At 68.7% G+C, this 17,259-nt stretch carries 10 protein-coding genes; 9 read left to right on the top strand and 1 reads right to left on the bottom strand.

Annotated elements, in window-relative coordinates:
* The first annotated feature begins 12 nt into the window (after window positions 1–12).
* From EV192_RS40180 to EV192_RS40140, 9 genes are read left to right on the top strand one after another with little or no spacing between them, the layout of a single operon-like run.
* The gene (locus EV192_RS40180; RefSeq protein WP_132123916.1) at window positions 13–3,183 is read left to right on the top strand and encodes a tubulin-like doman-containing protein; all 3,171 of its coding nucleotides are present in this window, start codon (window positions 13–15) and stop codon (window positions 3,181–3,183) included.
* Window positions 3,180–5,384: a hypothetical protein gene (locus EV192_RS40175; protein ID WP_132123915.1), complete on the top strand. Its 2,205-nt coding sequence runs from the start codon at window positions 3,180–3,182 to the stop codon at window positions 5,382–5,384. Before EV192_RS40180 ends, EV192_RS40175 begins: the two co-directional genes overlap by 4 nt.
* Window positions 5,381–6,412: a protein kinase family protein gene (locus tag EV192_RS40170; RefSeq protein ID WP_132123914.1), complete on the top strand. Its 1,032-nt coding sequence runs from the start codon at window positions 5,381–5,383 to the stop codon at window positions 6,410–6,412. Before EV192_RS40175 ends, EV192_RS40170 begins: the two co-directional genes overlap by 4 nt.
* Window positions 6,409–7,503 carry a TRAFAC clade GTPase domain-containing protein gene (locus EV192_RS40165; RefSeq protein WP_132123913.1) on the top strand — a complete coding sequence of 365 codons (1,095 nt, stop codon included), beginning with the start codon at window positions 6,409–6,411 and terminating at the stop codon, window positions 7,501–7,503. Before EV192_RS40170 ends, EV192_RS40165 begins: the two co-directional genes overlap by 4 nt.
* Window positions 7,500–9,992, top strand: coding sequence for a DUF4231 domain-containing protein (locus EV192_RS40160; RefSeq protein ID WP_132123912.1), 2,493 nt, complete (start codon window positions 7,500–7,502; stop codon window positions 9,990–9,992). The genes EV192_RS40165 and EV192_RS40160 overlap by 4 nt, the downstream gene beginning before the upstream one ends.
* On the top strand, window positions 9,992–11,263 hold the full coding sequence (locus tag EV192_RS40155) for a toll/interleukin-1 receptor domain-containing protein (RefSeq protein ID WP_132123911.1): 1,272 nt from the start codon (window positions 9,992–9,994) through the stop codon (window positions 11,261–11,263). The genes EV192_RS40160 and EV192_RS40155 overlap by 1 nt, the downstream gene beginning before the upstream one ends.
* The gene (locus tag EV192_RS40150; RefSeq protein WP_132123910.1) at window positions 11,260–12,159 is read left to right on the top strand and encodes an AAA family ATPase; all 900 of its coding nucleotides are present in this window, start codon (window positions 11,260–11,262) and stop codon (window positions 12,157–12,159) included. The genes EV192_RS40155 and EV192_RS40150 overlap by 4 nt, the downstream gene beginning before the upstream one ends.
* Window positions 12,160–12,165: 6 nt before the next feature.
* The gene (locus EV192_RS40145; RefSeq protein WP_132123909.1) at window positions 12,166–13,155 is read left to right on the top strand and encodes a hypothetical protein; all 990 of its coding nucleotides are present in this window, start codon (window positions 12,166–12,168) and stop codon (window positions 13,153–13,155) included.
* On the top strand, window positions 13,152–16,364 hold the full coding sequence (locus tag EV192_RS40140) for a hypothetical protein (RefSeq protein WP_132123908.1): 3,213 nt from the start codon (window positions 13,152–13,154) through the stop codon (window positions 16,362–16,364). Before EV192_RS40145 ends, EV192_RS40140 begins: the two co-directional genes overlap by 4 nt.
* Window positions 16,365–16,376: 12 nt before the next feature.
* Here EV192_RS40140 and EV192_RS40135 read toward each other — a convergent pair whose 3' ends face one another.
* Window positions 16,377–17,246 carry an SPFH domain-containing protein gene (locus tag EV192_RS40135; RefSeq protein ID WP_132123907.1) on the bottom strand — a complete coding sequence of 290 codons (870 nt, stop codon included), beginning with the start codon at window positions 17,244–17,246 and terminating at the stop codon, window positions 16,377–16,379.
* Window positions 17,247–17,259 lie beyond the last annotated feature (13 nt).

Below are 17,259 nucleotides of genomic sequence, written 5' to 3'. Positions count from 1 at the left end.
AGGACATCCCCAATGCAGATCTACCAGCCGATGCTGTTCGTCGGCCTCGGTGGCACCGGATGCCGGGTCGGCGCCGAGCTGGAACGACGGCTGCGTGAGGAGCTCTGCGGCCCGGACGGCACCGCGCTGCAGGCAGTCATGCAGGGCAAGAACTTCCTGCCCTACCAGCTGCCGTCGTGCCTGCAGTTCGTCTACGCGGACATGAGCGAGGACGAACTGGGCAACCTCGAACGGCGGATCGTGCCGGACGCGTCGAACCTGGCCGCCGCCGAACGCACCATGCACATGGTCCGCGACCTCGTGCCGCAGTACGACACGTACCCGGAGGTGGCCAGGAGCCTGCGGCTGTCCGCCGCCCCGTATGTGGACGGGTGGCTGCCGCCGCCGGTCGGCGAGCCACGGATCGGGCCGCTGTCCCGTGGGGCCGGACAACTGCCCACGATCGGCCGGGCCGCCCTGTTCGAGACCTTCCGGGCCGGCCTTGCGCCGGCACAGGGGCCGCTGCTGCGAGCGATCGGCAACATCAACAACTCGCTGGGCGAGCTCGCCGTGCTCGGCGGTGGCAACCGTCAGATGGCCTGTGACGTGTTCGTCGCGTTCTCGGTGGCCGGCGGCACCGGCAGTGGCCTGTTCTACGACTACCTGCACCTGATCGGCGACGCGTTCGCCCGCAACAACTACCGGATCCGGATCTTCCCGCTGGTGCTGATGCCGTCGGCGTTCGAGGACGGCCTGGGTGGCGGGCGGGCGGCCCGGCTGAACGCCGGCCGGGCCCTGCTCGACCTCTTCCGGCTGGTGGACGACCAGAACGCCCAGGTCGCCGGAACGGACCTGGACGCGGCCGGGGTCAGCGGCACGCTGTCCGTCCGTTACCCGGACCGGGCCGAGATCCGGCTGCGCGCCGCGACCGTGCAGACCGGGTTCCTGTTCAGTATGGGCTCCGGGGTGCGGCGCGAGGACCTGCACCGGTCGGTGGTGTCGCTGATGCTTTCGCTGATCGGGACCGACCTCGGCGGCGAGAACGACAACGCCCCGATGCGCTACGGCGACCAGCGCGCGTACATGTCCTTCGCGGACAGCTTCATCAACAGCGCGGTCGAACGCGAAGCTCCCGCCCCGACCGGAATCGGCAACTGCGGCGTGTCCACCGGTTCGGTGGCGTCCATGACAGTTCCGGTGGACGACATCGCCGACATCATCAGCTCTCGCCTGCTCGCGCACGCCGTCACCGAGCTGGCCACGACCTCCGCCGGGCGGGCCGAGGACAACACCGAGCCGGTGGACAGGTTCTTCACCGAGTCCAACCTGGATCCGTTGCGGCTGCGTGCGCCGTTGCCGATCAAGGACCCGGCGCCGGCGCAGAAGAAGGCGGACAACATCATCAACACCCTCGCGACCAGGGCGCGGCGGATGGAGTCGGCGTTGCGGCTGCTCGAGCAGAACCTGGTCACCCAGGTGCCGGAGCTGGTCCAGGACTTCGACCCGCACAGGGCGGTCCGTGCGCTGCTGGCCGACGTCGATCCGTTCCGGCTGCACCGCGTGTTGCAGGGCGAGGCCGGATCCGGTGACGACCCGACCCAACTCGGGTTCGTCAAGATCGTCGCGTCCCGCCGGGGTGAGCCGGCCGCGCCCGCGGGTCTGACCCTCAACCCGCCGAACCCCGGCGGCATCAGCGACCGGGTCTTCCGTCGTGCCAAGTGGGGCGACCCCAAGGTGACCGAGGCGCTCCGGACCCAGGACAAGTGGTACGAGTGGCGCGCCAAGCGCGCGTGGCACGCGGCGTGGGCTGTCCACTCCGTGCGCTGGGACAGCAAGCTGCAGAGCCTGAGCAACGACGTGACCTCGCTGGTCGGCGCGTTCCGTGAGCACGCGCGGGACGACGAGCGGCGGTTCCGGGCCCGGTCCAAGGAGCTGTACCAGCACCGCGTAGGCGTGACCTACCTGCTGTCCCGGCAGGGTGATCTCGACCAGTTCTACTACGAGGTGATTCGCCGGTTCGTGGACTACTTCCTGGCCCAGGGCCGGGTCCGGTCGACCGCGACCGCCGGTGACCTGGTGACGGTGATTCTCGGCGGCGAGGGCTGGCGACAGGCGTGGGAGGCGATGATCGCCGGCCGTAACCCCGCCGCGGCCGTCGGTTTCGTGCGTGACCGGATCAAGCGTGCGGTGAAGATCCTGTTCCACCACCGGGACGGCGAACAACGGCCGTTGCTGCCGCCCATGCAGGACCTGCTGGCCGCGGCGGCCGGCCGGGCCAACGGGCTGGTCGCCGACCACGACGTCGCCCAGTTCAGGGAGAAGCTCGCCGGCCTCGTGCCCGGTGGGTTCGCCCCCAGCGGCACCGGCCGGTTGCGCATCCTGTTCTCCTACCCGGCGGCGACCAAGGACGTCGAGCTCGAGCGGTATCTGGAGCAGGTGGTCAAACTGCCCCGGGCCGCGGACACGATCGTCGAGTTCCGGCCGATCACCGCCGAGACCATCGCCGTCGTGCTGTTCCGCAGCTCAATGGGCCTGACCGAGGTGCCCGAGGTCAGGGAGGTGCTCAAGCACTGGTCCGACGCGCTGCGCAACGAGCAGCAACAGGATTTCCTGCGCTGGCGCCAGCGCCTCGGACACGACTTCGGCTACCTGGCCACCACCGGCGAACACCGCGAGCGCATCCTGCACCACCTGCTGTGTGCCGTCTGGAACGACCAGGTGCACATCGCTGCCGACGACGACCACGACTCGCCGGGTGCGATCGCCGTCGGCGTGTCCTCGGCCGCCATCAACATGCGGCTTCAGTTGCGTCCGTACGGGCGGCTGTCCAGTTGGGCGAGCGTGCTCGCCGCGTACGAGGAATGGGTGCTCACCGACGACGAGCAGATCCGCAGGGACCTGTGCGCGCAGCTGATCAGCGGCGTCCCTGACGGCGTTGACCGGATCCCGAGATGGCCCTCGCCCATGTTCGAGCGCGTGATGAAGCTGCCGGCGACGCAGCTCGCGGAGATCGACGGTGCCCTCGCCGACCGGACCGGAACCAGCGGGCGTACCCGGCTGAACGCCATGCGCGAGTTCTGGGCCGAGACCTTCCCCAACGCACTGCGCCTGCCGTTCCGGGGCGTGAACCTGCCGATCCAGGACAACCTGGCCGACCTCTACGACTGGCTCCTGGACGAACGCCTGGAAGGCCGCCGCCGATGACGGGACCTGTTTCCCGGGCCCCGGTCCTCGTGCTCGACGTCCGTGAACCGGGCGAGGGTCGCACCGCGCTCGAGTCCGCCGACCTGGAGACGGGCTCGTTGCTGCTGCCCGAGCACGTGGTCGTCGTGGCCCGCGTCAAGGACCTGCCCGGGTTGACGGCCGGCCTGGCGAAGCTGGCCAAGGTACAGCAGCTCAGCGGGGTCATCCTGGTCGCGGTGGGGCCGCTGCGTACCGCGAAGGACCAGTTCGAGCTCCGGGTGCCCGCCGTGCTCGCGGGTCTTGGCGTCACGCTGTGGGCGGGCAGTGAGGCCGCCATCGAGTGGAGCGGCAGCGGCCCGCGTGGCTTGGTCTCCCTTCCGGACGTCACCATCGACGACCTGCTCGCGGCGCTCACGCTTCCGCTGGTGTTCGAACGCGTGCACAAGGCCGTCAGCGAGGTGCCGCACCAGGCCGTGAGTCCAGGCCTGGAGATCAAGTACGCCACCGTCCCGGACAACACCCTCCGGTTGCTGCGGCTACGGGCACTTCGGCACTTCACCGCCGACGGCGGCGAAAACCACCGCACCGACGGGCCGGTCGCCGCGGCCGTTGCCCGGTTGTCCACGGCCAGAACCGGCGAGCGGGCGGTCATCACCGTCAACTCCCCGCTGGACCAGGCACGGACGACCACGGTGAACGCCGTCAACAAGGCGCGTGCCGCGGTTGCGAGAGCCACGCGCGGCCGCGGGCTGTTCACCGGCGACAAGGGCACGGAGAGCGCCGTCCGGATGGCCGGAGACGCCCTGGAGTCCTATCGGGACACGTGCATGGACACGGCGAACAGGATGACGGAGTCGATACGCAACGGTGTCCCGCGCGAATCCGAACTGGTCGCCCACGGGCTTCCCCCGCAGCTGGCCCGGGACACACCGGAACTGGCCGACGAGCTCACCGAGGCGGTCAAGGCCGAGCTGGCCCTGAAGCGTCCATTGCGGACCATCGCGGAGAACATCACGCAGGTCGCGAACGGGCTCAACGCCATTGGCGACCCGGCGCTCGCTGCCCCCGGCGCCGCGAGCGTCCAACCGGTGCTGACGTCGCTCCGCGCGAGACCGGAGATACGACTTCGGCCCGCGCTGTTCGGCCCGCTGCTGGCATTCGCCGTGCTGTCCTGCTTCGCCGCTTCGGTCACCGGCCCGGCCGGTCCGGTGACCGGCCTTCTCGTCGCAGGCGTATGGGTGTTCCTGCTGATACGTCTGCTGTCCGCGACTGAGTTGCGCATCGTGCGCGCGAGACTGCTGCTGGGCACCGGGATCGGCGGCGTCGCGCTGGCCGCGCTCGCGGGCATCGGCTTGGGCGTCACGAAGAACTCCCTGCCGACAGCACTGGTTTCGCTGCCGGTGAGCGTGGCGGTCTCGTCGGCCCTGTGTCTGCTGGCCGTGTGGGTCGTCATGGCGTTGTGGCGAAACCTCCACACGCGATGGGGTCCGAGGTCGGCTCTCGATCACGCGTTGCCGGCGGTACGGGCACTGACGCGTCAGCTGACCGATCAGGTGGATCAGTGCTGGCTGCCCGGCGCCGGCCGGACCCGGCTCGCGGACTCGTTGATCAACGTCGCGGTGGCGCTGGAGGGGCTGCACTCCGCGTTCAGCGACGCCGCGGCGGCATTCGCCGGCGCGCAACCGGTTCCGCTCATGTCCAGTACCGCGGACAGCGCCAACGACCTCAACCGGGTGCTGCGGGACGACCTGACGCACCTGGTGTTCGAAGCGCTGCGGCCGGTGTTCGTCGAGATCGCCGCCAACGGGCCCCTCTCCGCCAACGGTCGCCCCTTCTTCGACGCCGGACTGACCGGACTCGCCAGGTACAACGCCCATCTGGACAACCACGGCATCCGCACGCCACCTCCCGGCTTCCCGGACGACGACACCCGACGAACGCTGGCGACCGGGTTGTGGCGAGAGTCCGCGGACGCCCGACGGATCCTGCTCAGCGGCCCGCGCAGCCCGCTGCCCCAGCTGTGCACCCCCAACGACCTTCGCCAGCTCAATCCCGCGGACATGGCCATGGTGTATTTCGCGTCGCTCGACCTTCTCGATCCACCGGTGAATCCGGCGTACGACCTGATCAGGACAAGTGGTAACGCGGTCGGTGTGCTCCGCCTGGTCCCGCTGCGGGCCGGCGTGGTCAGTCCGCTCATAGACGATGGGGAGGTCCAGTGACTTCCGCGCTCCCGGATGACAGGTACGAGACCTGGGCCGGCCTGACCCCGCTCGGCGAGCAGGCCGACTGGCGGTTGCGGTCGGTCGTGCCCATTGCCAGCCCCGGCTCGCTGTTGCTGGCTGACCAGGTCGAGTTGAGCGACGGCCGGAAGGTCGAACGCAAGCGGTTGCCTGGCGACGTGCGCGGTCAGGACGACTGGACACTCGCCGGGACACAACTGGACAACGAGATCCGCACACTGGTGCGGCTCGCCACCCGCTATCCCAACAACTATCCCGCCGAACTGCCTCAGCTGATCGGGTACAACTTCGACGCCATCGAACCGTTCGTCCTGATGAAATCCTTGCTGGGCGCCACAATGGTCGGCCAAAGCGGCATGGTCACGCTGCTGACCGAGGACCGCAAGCGGTTCCAGCTCGGCATCTACCGAGCCGTCGCCGCACTGCACGAGGTCGACCTGATCCACGGCGCGATCGCGCTGTCGTCGGTGCGGTGGAGCGGCGAACGGCTGCAACTGGTCGGGTTCGAGCACTCAGCCGAGCGGGGGGAGATCCCGCAGTCCCGACCGGTCACCGTGGCCAACCCGCCGCGGGCCGCCGATCCCGCGCAGGACATCAGGGACGCGGGCCTGGCCGTCCTGGAGATGATGGGACGCAAGCGGCACCTGGACCGCACCGGCCAGGACAAGCTGGTCGAGCAGCTCGGACCCGGCCTGCGCCACGTGTTCGATCAGGATCCGGCCAAGCGGCCCACGGCGGTGGACGTGCTGGCCGCGCTCAGCTCCCCGGTCGCGCCACCGGACCCGATAGACGTGGACGACGCGCTCAAGGCCGGCTGGGACAGCTTCGACCGCGAACACCAGCCACCTGAGCCGTGGCCGCCGTTCCCATCGGTGCTCGATCTCGACGAGGACGTCGTCAAGCCGCCGCCAGATAGTCCACTGTGGACCAAGCTGCGGCTGCTCGTGGTCGCGATAGGTGTGCTCGCCGTGGCGGGCGTGGTGATGTGGATGGTGCTGAAGTCATGACACAGCCGGAGAACACGGTCCTGTGCCCAGTGTGCCTGGACTACATCACGTGGCCCGCGACGCTCTACCAGCGCGCGGTGCGGGACCGGAACGTCGTGTGGGAGGAACTGGACTTGTCCGGTCACACCAACACGGTGAAACGCGACTACGAGCGGACACTGGCCTTCGTTCGCTGCCCGAACCCGTCCGCGGACGGAACGCCTGAACACTACCTGCCCGCGATCCACAACGACTACGGCAAGCCGATCATCATCGGTCTGGTCGGCCGCGGCAGGTCGGGCAAGACCCACCTGCTGGTGGCGATGCTCGCCGAACTGCTGCGCGGCGGGCTGAGCATGCACGGCCTGGACTTCGAGATCGCCGACAAGATCCAGCACGAGCGGTTCAACGACGAGATTCGCAGCCTGCACGAAGGGCAGGCGCTGCAGACCACGAAGAACCTGATCCAGACGTTCGCCAGCTATCTGCTGGTCCGGTCCAAGGGGCAGGAGCCGAAACCGCTGATCTTCTTCGACATCGCCGGCGAGGACTTCGACGACACCGTGGCCACCAGCACCATGCAGGCCGGGTTCCTGCTGGGGGCCGACGCGCTCCTGTTCGTCGACGACCCGGTGCTGGGCCTGCCGGCCTGGCGGCCGCACGCGAAGAGCGCGGCGCAGCGCAGCGCGTCGCGCCGGCACAACCCCGCGTTCGTCGGAGCGCTCAACCGGTTGCGCAGACAGGAGGACATGGAACGGCTGCCGATCGCGGTGGCTCTGACCAAGGCCGACGAGTTGCGCTACGAGTACCCCGTCGACCACTGGCTGCGCCGGGAGGACGTCGCGGGGCCGATCGACCCGGCGCTGTTCCGCTCGGAAAGCCGGGATGTCTACGCCGTCCTGCAGCGGTACCAGGCCGAGCCGATGCTCACCGTGTACCGGCAGTTCTCCCGGCGCACCATGCATTTCGTCTCGGCGACCGGCGGCGCGGCGGATGAGTCCGACAAGTTCCCGCGTGGTGTGCGACCGGTTCGGGTGCTCCAGCCGTTGCTGGCGCTGCTGGCCATGACCGGCTTCGTCAACAGCCCGGGCGCGGCGGAGATCGGCCGATGACCGGGGAGAGCGGGCAGGTGGAGGACATCCTGTTCGCGATGGTCGAGGGCGCGGGCATGGGGATCGCGGCCAGTTCGATCCACAAGTCCGACGGCGGAACCATGCTGCGGTCGTACTGGTACAACAAGCTGCAGCCGTACTTTCGGCTCGAGCACGGCGCACAGGCCCCGACTGATGGCGTGTACACCTACGTGCACCTCGGTGACGGCGACGCGGCTGTACTGCGGCGGGTCACCGCCGGGTCGAACACCGGCCGGACGTTCTCGCACGCCATCGTCGGTTCTCCACAGAGCCTGGACTCGCTCGCCTTGCCGCTGACCAACTGGCGCGGCTGGTACAACCCGGAGGACATCCGCGATCCACTGGAGCAACGCGCGTTCGGGGACCTGCGCGCGAAGGTGGCGCCACGCATCAGCAGCCTGCGCACTTCGGTCGCCGAGTTGCCGCGGACGGTGGTGACAGGCCTGCTGGCACAGGTCCTTGCCGGACCGCACAACCGGTTCGCCGTCGCCGGAGTGGAGATCATGACCGCGTCGACCTTGCTGACCGCGGTCCGGGACATTCTCGACGCGTTCGGCGTGACATACCGGACGTGGACGTTCTCCACCTTCGAAACCGACGGCGAGCGGGACAGACCGCTCGACTTCATCTTCATGCCAGCCCCACCCGCCACGCTCGACGGCACGAGAGGCCGGCGGGTGCTGGTCGACCTGGCGAGTGACCTCGTCCCACCGGATTTCGGCGCGGCCGCCGACCTGCTGTACGAGGCGTACCTGCAGGCGTGGGGTCCGGCGCACAAGGTGGTGCCGAAGGAGCGGGAACGGTTGTGGGCCAACCAGCGTGACACGATCCGCGCCGACGCCGGCGAGGCCGCCACCATCGAGGAACGGATCGCCGAGTTCAGCCGAGCCAGGACCGGACGGCTGATGCTCACATCCAGCCCGGCCGTCGAACCGGGCACCCCAACGAAGGACGACGACGAGATTCTTGAGCCGCCGCAAGGAAAACACCGCGTCGCCGAGGGCGAGACAAAGCCGGATCAGGACGACGCGTCCACCGGCGCGGAGCCGTGGCCGGGCTGGTTCGAGTCGGCCGAAGCCGAGCGGACCACGGCGGCGACGGCCGAACCGGACAACCCCAGAGAGTCCACATCGGACGATGGACAGGACGCCCATGCGGTGCCGCCGGTGACCGAATCCGGCCCGGTCGAGCCGCCGGTCCCTGCCGCACCTGACCTGGACGCGTTGCTGGACAACCTGTTGCAGGCACCGGACGCGGAGCAGATGGCCGACGCACTGTGGCGAATGAGACACGTGAGCCTGCCCCATTCGGCGAGGGTGTGGGTCTGGAGATCCCTGTCCACCCGGCCGCCGTTCCAGGAGGTGATGGCCAGCCACGATGAGATCTTCGACGTTGTCATGGACCTCCTGGTGGGCCCGGCGCCGGTCGCCCGAGATGTCGCTCTCGACAGCGCCGAGGTGGCCGTGTGGTGCGCCCAGGTACTTGGCGAAAGTTACGAAGCCCGCGTGTGGGCCCGCATCCCCCAGGATCCCCATACCGGTCCACCATCCCCGAACGACGTCCATGCGGTGATTCCGCCGCCTGTACCCAAGGAAGTCGAGTTGGTGTGGGAACGGCAGCGGGTCTGGTCCCGGGTCGCCGATGACTTGAAGAAGTCGGTCAACCGCGGCCGCTTGTGGTCGCTGGTGGCCCTGCTGGTCGCCGCCGTCGCCGGGACCGCGGGCACCCAGATCGACTCGCAGGTGCCCTATGCCGGCATGTCCCTGGGGCTGGTGGCCGCGATCGCGGTCGGGTTGGGCGCGTTCATCCGGGCTCAGATCAGTCCGACCGCCGTCAGGGCATGGACGCAGGCGAGGGCGTTGTCCGAGGCGTTGAAGTCCCAGGTCCACCTGTTCCTCGCGGGTGTGGGGCGCTATCGGGACGGATCCACCGACAGGCTCATGAGCGATTGTCACCTTGCCATGAAGAGGGCCGCCGCGATCGGATCACACGCGGCAGGCAGACAGGGCGACGGCAAACCTCTGCCCGCGGTCAGCGACATGGCGTCCTACCTGCAGAAGCGGGTGTGGGGCCAGATTGACGGCTATTACCGGCGAACCGCTGCCAGCCTCGCCCGCCGGGTGCGCGTGTTGCGGCTGCTGGGAGTGGTTCTCGGCGGCATCGGCGCGGTTCTGGCCGCGGTGGTCGGTGTCGTCGGCGGCGCCACTCTGCTCGAGTGGACGGGGGTCCTGACGACCGTGGTCGCCGCGTTGGCCGCGTTCTCCGCGCAAGCCGAGTACGAGTTCATGATGGCCGACTACAGCCGGACGGCGGACCGGCTCGACGAGCTGATGGCCACCTCGCGCCCGTATTCGGCGGAAGCCGACGACGAGCTGGCAACAGCGTGTGAGCAAGTGATCTTCGCTCAGAACGAGTCGTGGCTCACCCGGATCGGTCGGGGCGAAGCCCAGCCTGGCGGAGGCGCCTGATGGACGACCAGACAAGTCCCATGTGGAACGTCTTCATCAGTCACAGCACCAACGGCACCGACGGAGTCGCCCGGCACGTCCTGGAAAAGCTGGTCGAGGTCCTGCGCCCCACCTACGGCGTGAACGCCGATCTGAAGAGCATCCAGCCTGGCGACGACTGGGAGGGATGGATCCGCAAGTCGTTGCCCGAGTCCCATGTCGTGATCGTTCTCCTCGACTCCCGGGCGCAAGCCAGTGACTGGGTCAAACAGGAAGTCAGCTGGGCCACCGACCCCAGGTCCACCAGCAAGGTGATTCCGGTGCTCATCGATGTGCCCAAGAAGGTCATCGAAGCTATGTGGGAGTTCAGAGCCCTGCTCAAACTGCAGGTGATCGAAGCCCAGAAGGTCTCAGGCGCCGCGGCGGTCGAAGCAGAGGCGGACCGGCTCTGCGACCGGGTCCTGTCTCGTCTGTACACCTTCTCGACCGCACTGCACGAGGAGGACGTTGTGCTGGCCCGCAGGCTGGCGAGAGGGTTCAAACTGAACGAGGCCGAAGCCGACGATCTACTCGCCCGGCATTTCGGCGATGTGTGCGACCGGAACGGGAAGTACCCGTTCTTCACCAAGGAACTGCTTGCCAAGGTCGTCCTCGACGACCACCTGGGCGAGCGGGCAATGGCGGCGATCAGGGACGCGGCCTTCGACTCGGATCTCGCCCGACACACCCGGCCGATCGTGCTGTCCAGCTGGCTGACCTGGCCGGAAGCACAACCCATCCGGGTCGACGACTCGCCGCTGCCCGGCCCCCGTGCCCCGGTTCTGCTGACCGACGACCCTTTGATCGCCGAACAGTACGTGGCTCGCGCCTACGGTTGCACCCTGTCCGAGATCACCGTCAAGCACCTCGATCCCGAGGCGGACGGTGAACCGGACACACCGGTCCGGGCGGTGGACTCGCTGTTCGGCCCGAGCGGATACCTCAAGTGCGGGCTGGGGCCCGACAACACATGCGAGCAGCACGACAGGTATCCGAAGCACGTGCTGGTCGGTGTCGTGGGCAGCGTTGAACTGTCCACCAGGGTCGTCACGGAGATCCACCGCCGATGCCCGTTGACCGTCGTGGTGCTGATGATTCCGCCGGAGGAGTTCTCGCGCCTGGGTAAGGAGCGGGTCAAGGACCTGGTCGGCGCGGCGTATCGGCCGATCCAGGAGGTCGACGCGACCCGCAGTGAACGCTTCTACAGCAAGAAGGACGAGATCGGGGAGATCGTCTGCGGGAGGCGGCGATGACCGGGCACACCGACCACGACCAGTTGATCGCGGACGGCGAGTCCTACCTCCCGTCCGCGGACCTGAGCCTGGCCGTCCGGGTGGCCATGGCCATCGGCAGGCCCCTGTTGCTGTACGGTGAGCCAGGGTCCGGGAAGTCCACTTTGGCCAGACACGTCGCGGTGGACCGAGGGATGCGCTACTACGAGCACGTGACCACCGCACGTACCGGTGCGCAGGACTTGTTGTGGACCTTCGACCACGTCCGCAGACTCGGTGACGCGCAAGCCGACCGACTGGACGAGACCGACAACAGGTATGTGACCCCGGGGGTGCTGTGGTGGGCGTTCCGGCGGGATCTGGCCGATCCGGTCGGTCAGCAGCACGAGCCGTTCGAGCAGTGGAACTCCGACAGGAAGGACGCGCCCGCTGTCGTGCTCGTCGACGAGATCGACAAAGCCGATCCCGACATGCCCAACGGCCTGCTCGCGCCCCTGGCCGCGCGCCGGTTCGTGGCGACCGAGTACCAGGGCGGGGTCGAGGTGGCCGAACATCCGTCCGGCACCACGTTGGTGATCATCACGTCCAACGAGGAACGCGATCTGCCGCAGGCGTTCGTCCGCCGATGTGTGGTCCACCGGCTGCCACCGCATGGCCGGGAAGACCTCAAACTCATCGCGGAGCAGCATCTGCTGCGGCGCGGCGAGACGATCGCCGACGAGTTCCGCGATCATCTGCTCGACGAACTGGAGGCGGCACGCGAAGTTGCCAAACGCAACAACCAGCGGATGCCGAGCACGGCGGAGTTCCTGGACGCGGTCAACGCCTGCGTGCGGCTGGAACTGGACGCACCCGCGAACGCCGAGCTCGCCCGGCTGCTGGGGATGATCTTCACCAAGGACACCGGCGGCAGGTGACCGACGATGACCGGAACCAACGAGATCTGGTGGGCTGACCTGGCGCTGGCCGTGGCACGGCTGTCCACCGCGCCCGGTTCGCTGAGTGCCGACGAGGTCGGGAAGATCACGGCCATGCTGGGCATGTCCCGGACAGGTCACAGGCCGGCGCAGGCGGAACCGGCCACGGCCGAGCGGCCGGCACCGTCGATCGTCGTCGACACGAGCGAAGCGATCCATCGAGACCCCGAGTCCTCCGTCGCACACGTCCCGCCCGAAACCGACCCCGTGGTCACCACCTTCGGCCAAGGCGGTGGCCACCACAGCTCGTCGGCGGGCTCGCTGGAAGCTCTTGACGTACAGCAGCCTCCACCGTGGAGCGACATGCCGGCGCTCCCGTCGGCGGCCTCGGTCGTTCGGCGGGAACCGCCCCACGTGCCGCTATTCCGGCTGGGTGCGGCGCGCGGCATCCTCCAGGCGACAGTGTCCCGCGCGGAGGCCGACGGAGAGGTCGATGTGCCGGCGGTGCTCCGTTTCCTGGCTGCTGCCAAACCGCTGCCACGGCTGCCTCGGCGTCAGCGCCCCACCCTGCGGTACGGCGTTCAGCTCCTGATCGACCACGCGCGCGGGATGAGCCTGTTCGAACGCGACCAAGCGACCCTGCGCGTCGACTTGACGAGGCTCGTCGGCGCGGCCGCGATGTCGGTCTGGCATTTCGAGGGCACACCGGAGGTCGGGCTGGACGACGAGCCGTACCACCTACCCGCCGCGCGCACGGTCGTCGTCGTGTCCACTTTCGGCGCACGACCCGCCTACGACTCCTCCTTTGCTCCAGGCCAGTGGGCCGCGCTCGTCGACGCATGGCGCCGGCACGGGATAAAACCTGTGGCGCTGGCGCCCGTCCCACGAGACCGTTTCCCGCACTGGTTGACCGCGTTGATGCCAGTCGTCACCTGGGATCGGAGCACGACGGTCGCGGCCGTACGTGCGGCGATGGACGGCTGGGCACGGGGATGACCGCGAAGGACCGGATCACCGCTGCGTTGGAGACGGACCCGCTGCGTGCGGACGTGCAGCTCGCGGTCGCTCTCAGCACGGCCTCCCGGATCGAGCCCGAACTGGTGCGTGCGGTACGTCTGCGGGCGTTGCCCCACCTGGACGTGGGTGCCGAATCGGACTTCTGGTTCAGCGAGTGGATCGGGTGGCGCCAGCGCGGTGCCGTGGTTGTGCGCTCCGACCTGCGCCAAGAGCTGCGGGAACGCCTCGCACAGTGGTTACGCGACGCGCCACGGAACGCGCCGATCAGGACTCTGGGTGCGTTGCTCGCCAAGGAACACCACGGCATAGCGCCCGCGCTGCGGCTGGAGGAGTTCATCACATGGCTGGCCGTGCGGTACGGCGACGCCGGCGTCAAACGCGGGGCGCCGCTGCTCTACATGCCGCTGAAGGCGATGGACACGGACGAACGGCGGGCGGACGCCCTGGCCGACTGGGTGGTGCGGGCCCGCCGCCGGCTCCCCGACAAAGTTCTCGAACAGGCCGCGGCATGGCATCTCACCCTGCGTGCGAAACCGTTACGGGAGCATGAGATCACCGCGACACCGCAGCGGAGCGACCTGGTGCGTTCGCTGCACGGCGGGGCACTCGCCGAGGTCAAGGGCAACGCACGGGGCCTGCTCGGCCCGGTCGCCAGGTACTTTCCGCACCGGCAGGTGCCGATCCGCTGGGACCGGCAAGGGCTCCTGCTCGGCGGTCCCGATCACCCTGACGCGCTGTACATCCGGGTGCCCATGACCGAGCCGATGATCGTGCAGGTGCTGGCCGCGGGCCAGGAAGACGGGCCGTGGTACGACGTCGACCGCGATCAGGCCAGCCGCCACCCCACCGTCGGCCAGGACCTCCGGATCCTGACCCTCGGCGGGCAGTACTACCAAGTGCCAACGGCCGTCGCCGGAACGATAGAAGCCGCACCGGCACTGGTGACGGTCACTGTGCCCGGGGAGCGGTCCGCGACCAGATACTGGCTGCAACCGGTGACTTATCGGGCGACGCCCGACACGCCGGTCACTCAGCCCGTCGCGCTCCTGCACCGGGCGGCCGCGGTGATCCACCCGGATCCTCGCGACCTGCATGACTGGCTGGCCCAGCCCAGCCGCTGCTCGTTGCTGTTGCTGCACGGCCGTGACACCGCTCGCCGGCTGCGAGTGGCCGAGAACTTCGCCGAGAGCTGCCACCGGCTGGGCTGGCGGGTCTACCGGGCCCGCCAGGACCCGGACCAGGCGACCTGGCTGAGCCGCGAAGGGCCCAGGCCGGGACCGCGCGGGATGCTTGTCGTGGTCGACCGCGCCGACCGTTGGCACCCCAGACATCTGGGCACCCTCGTCGACCAGTTGGCTGTCGGCGACCATCGGGTGCGCGTGCTGGCCATCGCGGGCGGCACCGGCCATTGGTGGAACGAGTGTGAGCGGTTCCTCCGGGACAGCCATGTGGCGCTGCGGGAGCGACCGGTCACGCGGTACACGCCCGTGTACGAATCGCGAAGGTCCATGATGGACAGATGCGTCGCGGCCGTCGCCGATGCCCTCGCCGCGGACACCGAACTGTCCGTGGCGCCAGGCGCCGGGTATGACGATCTCGCCGTGGACGAGATTCCCGTGGTCGCCGTGGCCGCGGTGTTGACGGGGACCGTGGCCAAGACGGCCGAGCAGGCCGCACGCGTCGTTCTCGCCAAGGAACGGGCGTACCGAGCCGACTGTCTCCAGTCATCGCACGCCGAAGTGGCCAAGCTGGCGTTCCTGGCCGCACTGACCCGGCCGTGCCCGCTGCGGACCGCTCAGGTGTTCGCACGGGATCACGCCCTGATCCCCAACCCCTCGGCGTGGGTCGGCCTGCTCGGCGCCTACGAGCGTTTCTACCGCGCCGACACAGGGTTCGTCGCGACGGTAGGCCCGCCGGAGCTGACCGACCGGCTCGTCGCCGACACCCTCGCCGGCCGGCCGGAGGTACCAGAGGAGGAAACGGCGTGGGCCCGCACGGTCGTGTATCAACTGTCTACAATGGACGTCGACGCGCTGGGCGCGGACGCTCGGGTCCGGCTGCGCGGAGTGGCGAACGCGGTGGTGACGCTGGCCCGGCTGGCGCAAGCGAAACCGCACGGCCGAACGTCGGTCCGCAACCAGATCCTCCGCCTGGTCACGAACAATCCGGCGCTGTGCGTCCAGGCGGGCGGGTCGGCGCTCGACGCCGTCGTCGGCCTCGTTCCCAAGTGTCTCGCCGCCGCGGAACTGCGTCCGATCAGTGACCTGCTCGCCACCACCGCCGATCACGACGTAGCCATCGACCAGGCCGCGATGCGGATACAGGAGACCGTGGCAAGCGCCGCGGTCATGGCCGGAGACATCTTGCCGGAGACACAGGCGCCGATGGACCTACGGCTGGCGAAGGCGCGGTACCGTGCGGGCCATCTGCTACAGGCCCTCAGCGCGGTGGAGGACGCGCTTCGCGGGTACAAGACGCTCGTCAGTGGGCAGCCCGGCCGCTACGCGGCGGAGTATGCCGAAGCGTTGATTCAGGCCAGCCGGGTGCACGGTGAGCTCGGCCAGATCGGCGAAGCCGTGAAACTCGCCGAACAGGCCGAGGAACACGTCAAGGAAATGAGCGACCAGAGTCGCGGCACCGACATCGGCGCCGCCCTGGCCAACCTGGCCATCCAGACCCTGCGAGCCCAGCAGAAGGGCGACCGGCACCCGGACGTCGCCGGTCGAGCCGTGGACGCACTCCGCAGCCTGGTCTCGGCCTCGGCCAGGGACTACCGCGGGGAACTCGCCGACGGCCTGGTCATGTACTGCGACCTGATGACCGTTCTCGGCTATCCGACGGAGGCACTTCGCGTGGCTGAGGAAGCAGTCGACCTCACCACTGTCCTGGCCGCCGAGAACCCCTGGGCACATGGACATCGAAGTGCCCAGGCCCACCTCAGCCTGTCCGTCGTCCTCGCCATCAGCGGCAGGCTCGAAGACGCGCTGGCCGAAGCCGCCAAAGCCGAGGCCCACATCAGGCCCCTGGTCGACGCGTCACCCACCCGGTTCCAGGCCCAACTGGCCGGGATCGTACGGCACAACGCGAACCTGATGAGACAGCTGGGCAGACCCGACGCGAACCGCACCGCCGAAACGGCAGCCGGCCTGCGCGAGTCAGCGTCCACCGACCACGTCGACGAGTACTGAGCCGGTGCTCGTTCAGGGGGTGGCGGTTCCCGCCTGGATCACTGGTTGGGTGCCGCGGTCGCCGCAGAGGACCACAAGCAGGTTGCTGACCATGGCGGCTTTGGTTTGGGGGTCGAGGTCGACGATTCGCTGTTCGGTGAGTTTGGCGAGAGCTAGTTGGACCATGCCGACGGCGCCTTCGACGATTCGGTAGCGGGCGGCTACCACCGCGTTGGCTTGTTGGCGTTGGAGCATGGACTGGGCTATCTCTGGGGCGAAGGCCAGGTGGGTGAGGCGGGATTCGACGATGTAGACGCCGGCAGCTTGGACTCGTTGGGCGATCTCTTCGGACATTCGCCGGGTGATCTCGTCGGCGTTGTCGCGCAAGGCGAGGCCCTTGCCGTGCGAGTCGTAGGGATATGAGCCGGCGATGTGACGTACCGCGGTTTCTGTTTGGGCGGCTACGAAGGCGATGAAGTTGTCCACTTCGAACAGCGCTCGTGCGGTGTCCGCCACCTGCCAGATCACCACCGCGGCCACTTCGATCGGGTTTCCGTCGGCGTCGTTGACCTTCAGGACCGGGATCTCGGTGCTGCGGATCCTGATCGACACGGTTCGCTTGGTGGCGAACGGGTTGGCCCACCGCAGGCCTTGGTGTCGCACCGTTCCCGTGTAGCGGCCGAGGAACTGGATCACCTTGGCCTCGCCGGGCGACACCGTCATCAGGCCCCGCGCCACGATGAAGCCCACGATGACCAGGCCGATACCGATCGCCATGTTCGGCTGGGCGGGCTTCTCGCTCGCCCGGTAGGCCATCAGGCCACCGCCGCCGATCAACAGCAGGGCCAGCAGGAGCATCACCGACCCCGGCGGGGTGATACCACGGCGTTCGTGAAGGTTCATGATGGCGGATCGT

Origin of the sequence: Actinocrispum wychmicini, from assembly GCF_004345645.1 — a bacterium.
Lineage (GTDB): Bacteria > Actinomycetota > Actinomycetes > Mycobacteriales > Pseudonocardiaceae > Kibdelosporangium > Kibdelosporangium wychmicini.
Note: the sequence above shows the minus strand (reverse complement) of the source record. Positions and strands in the feature narration are given on the sequence as shown.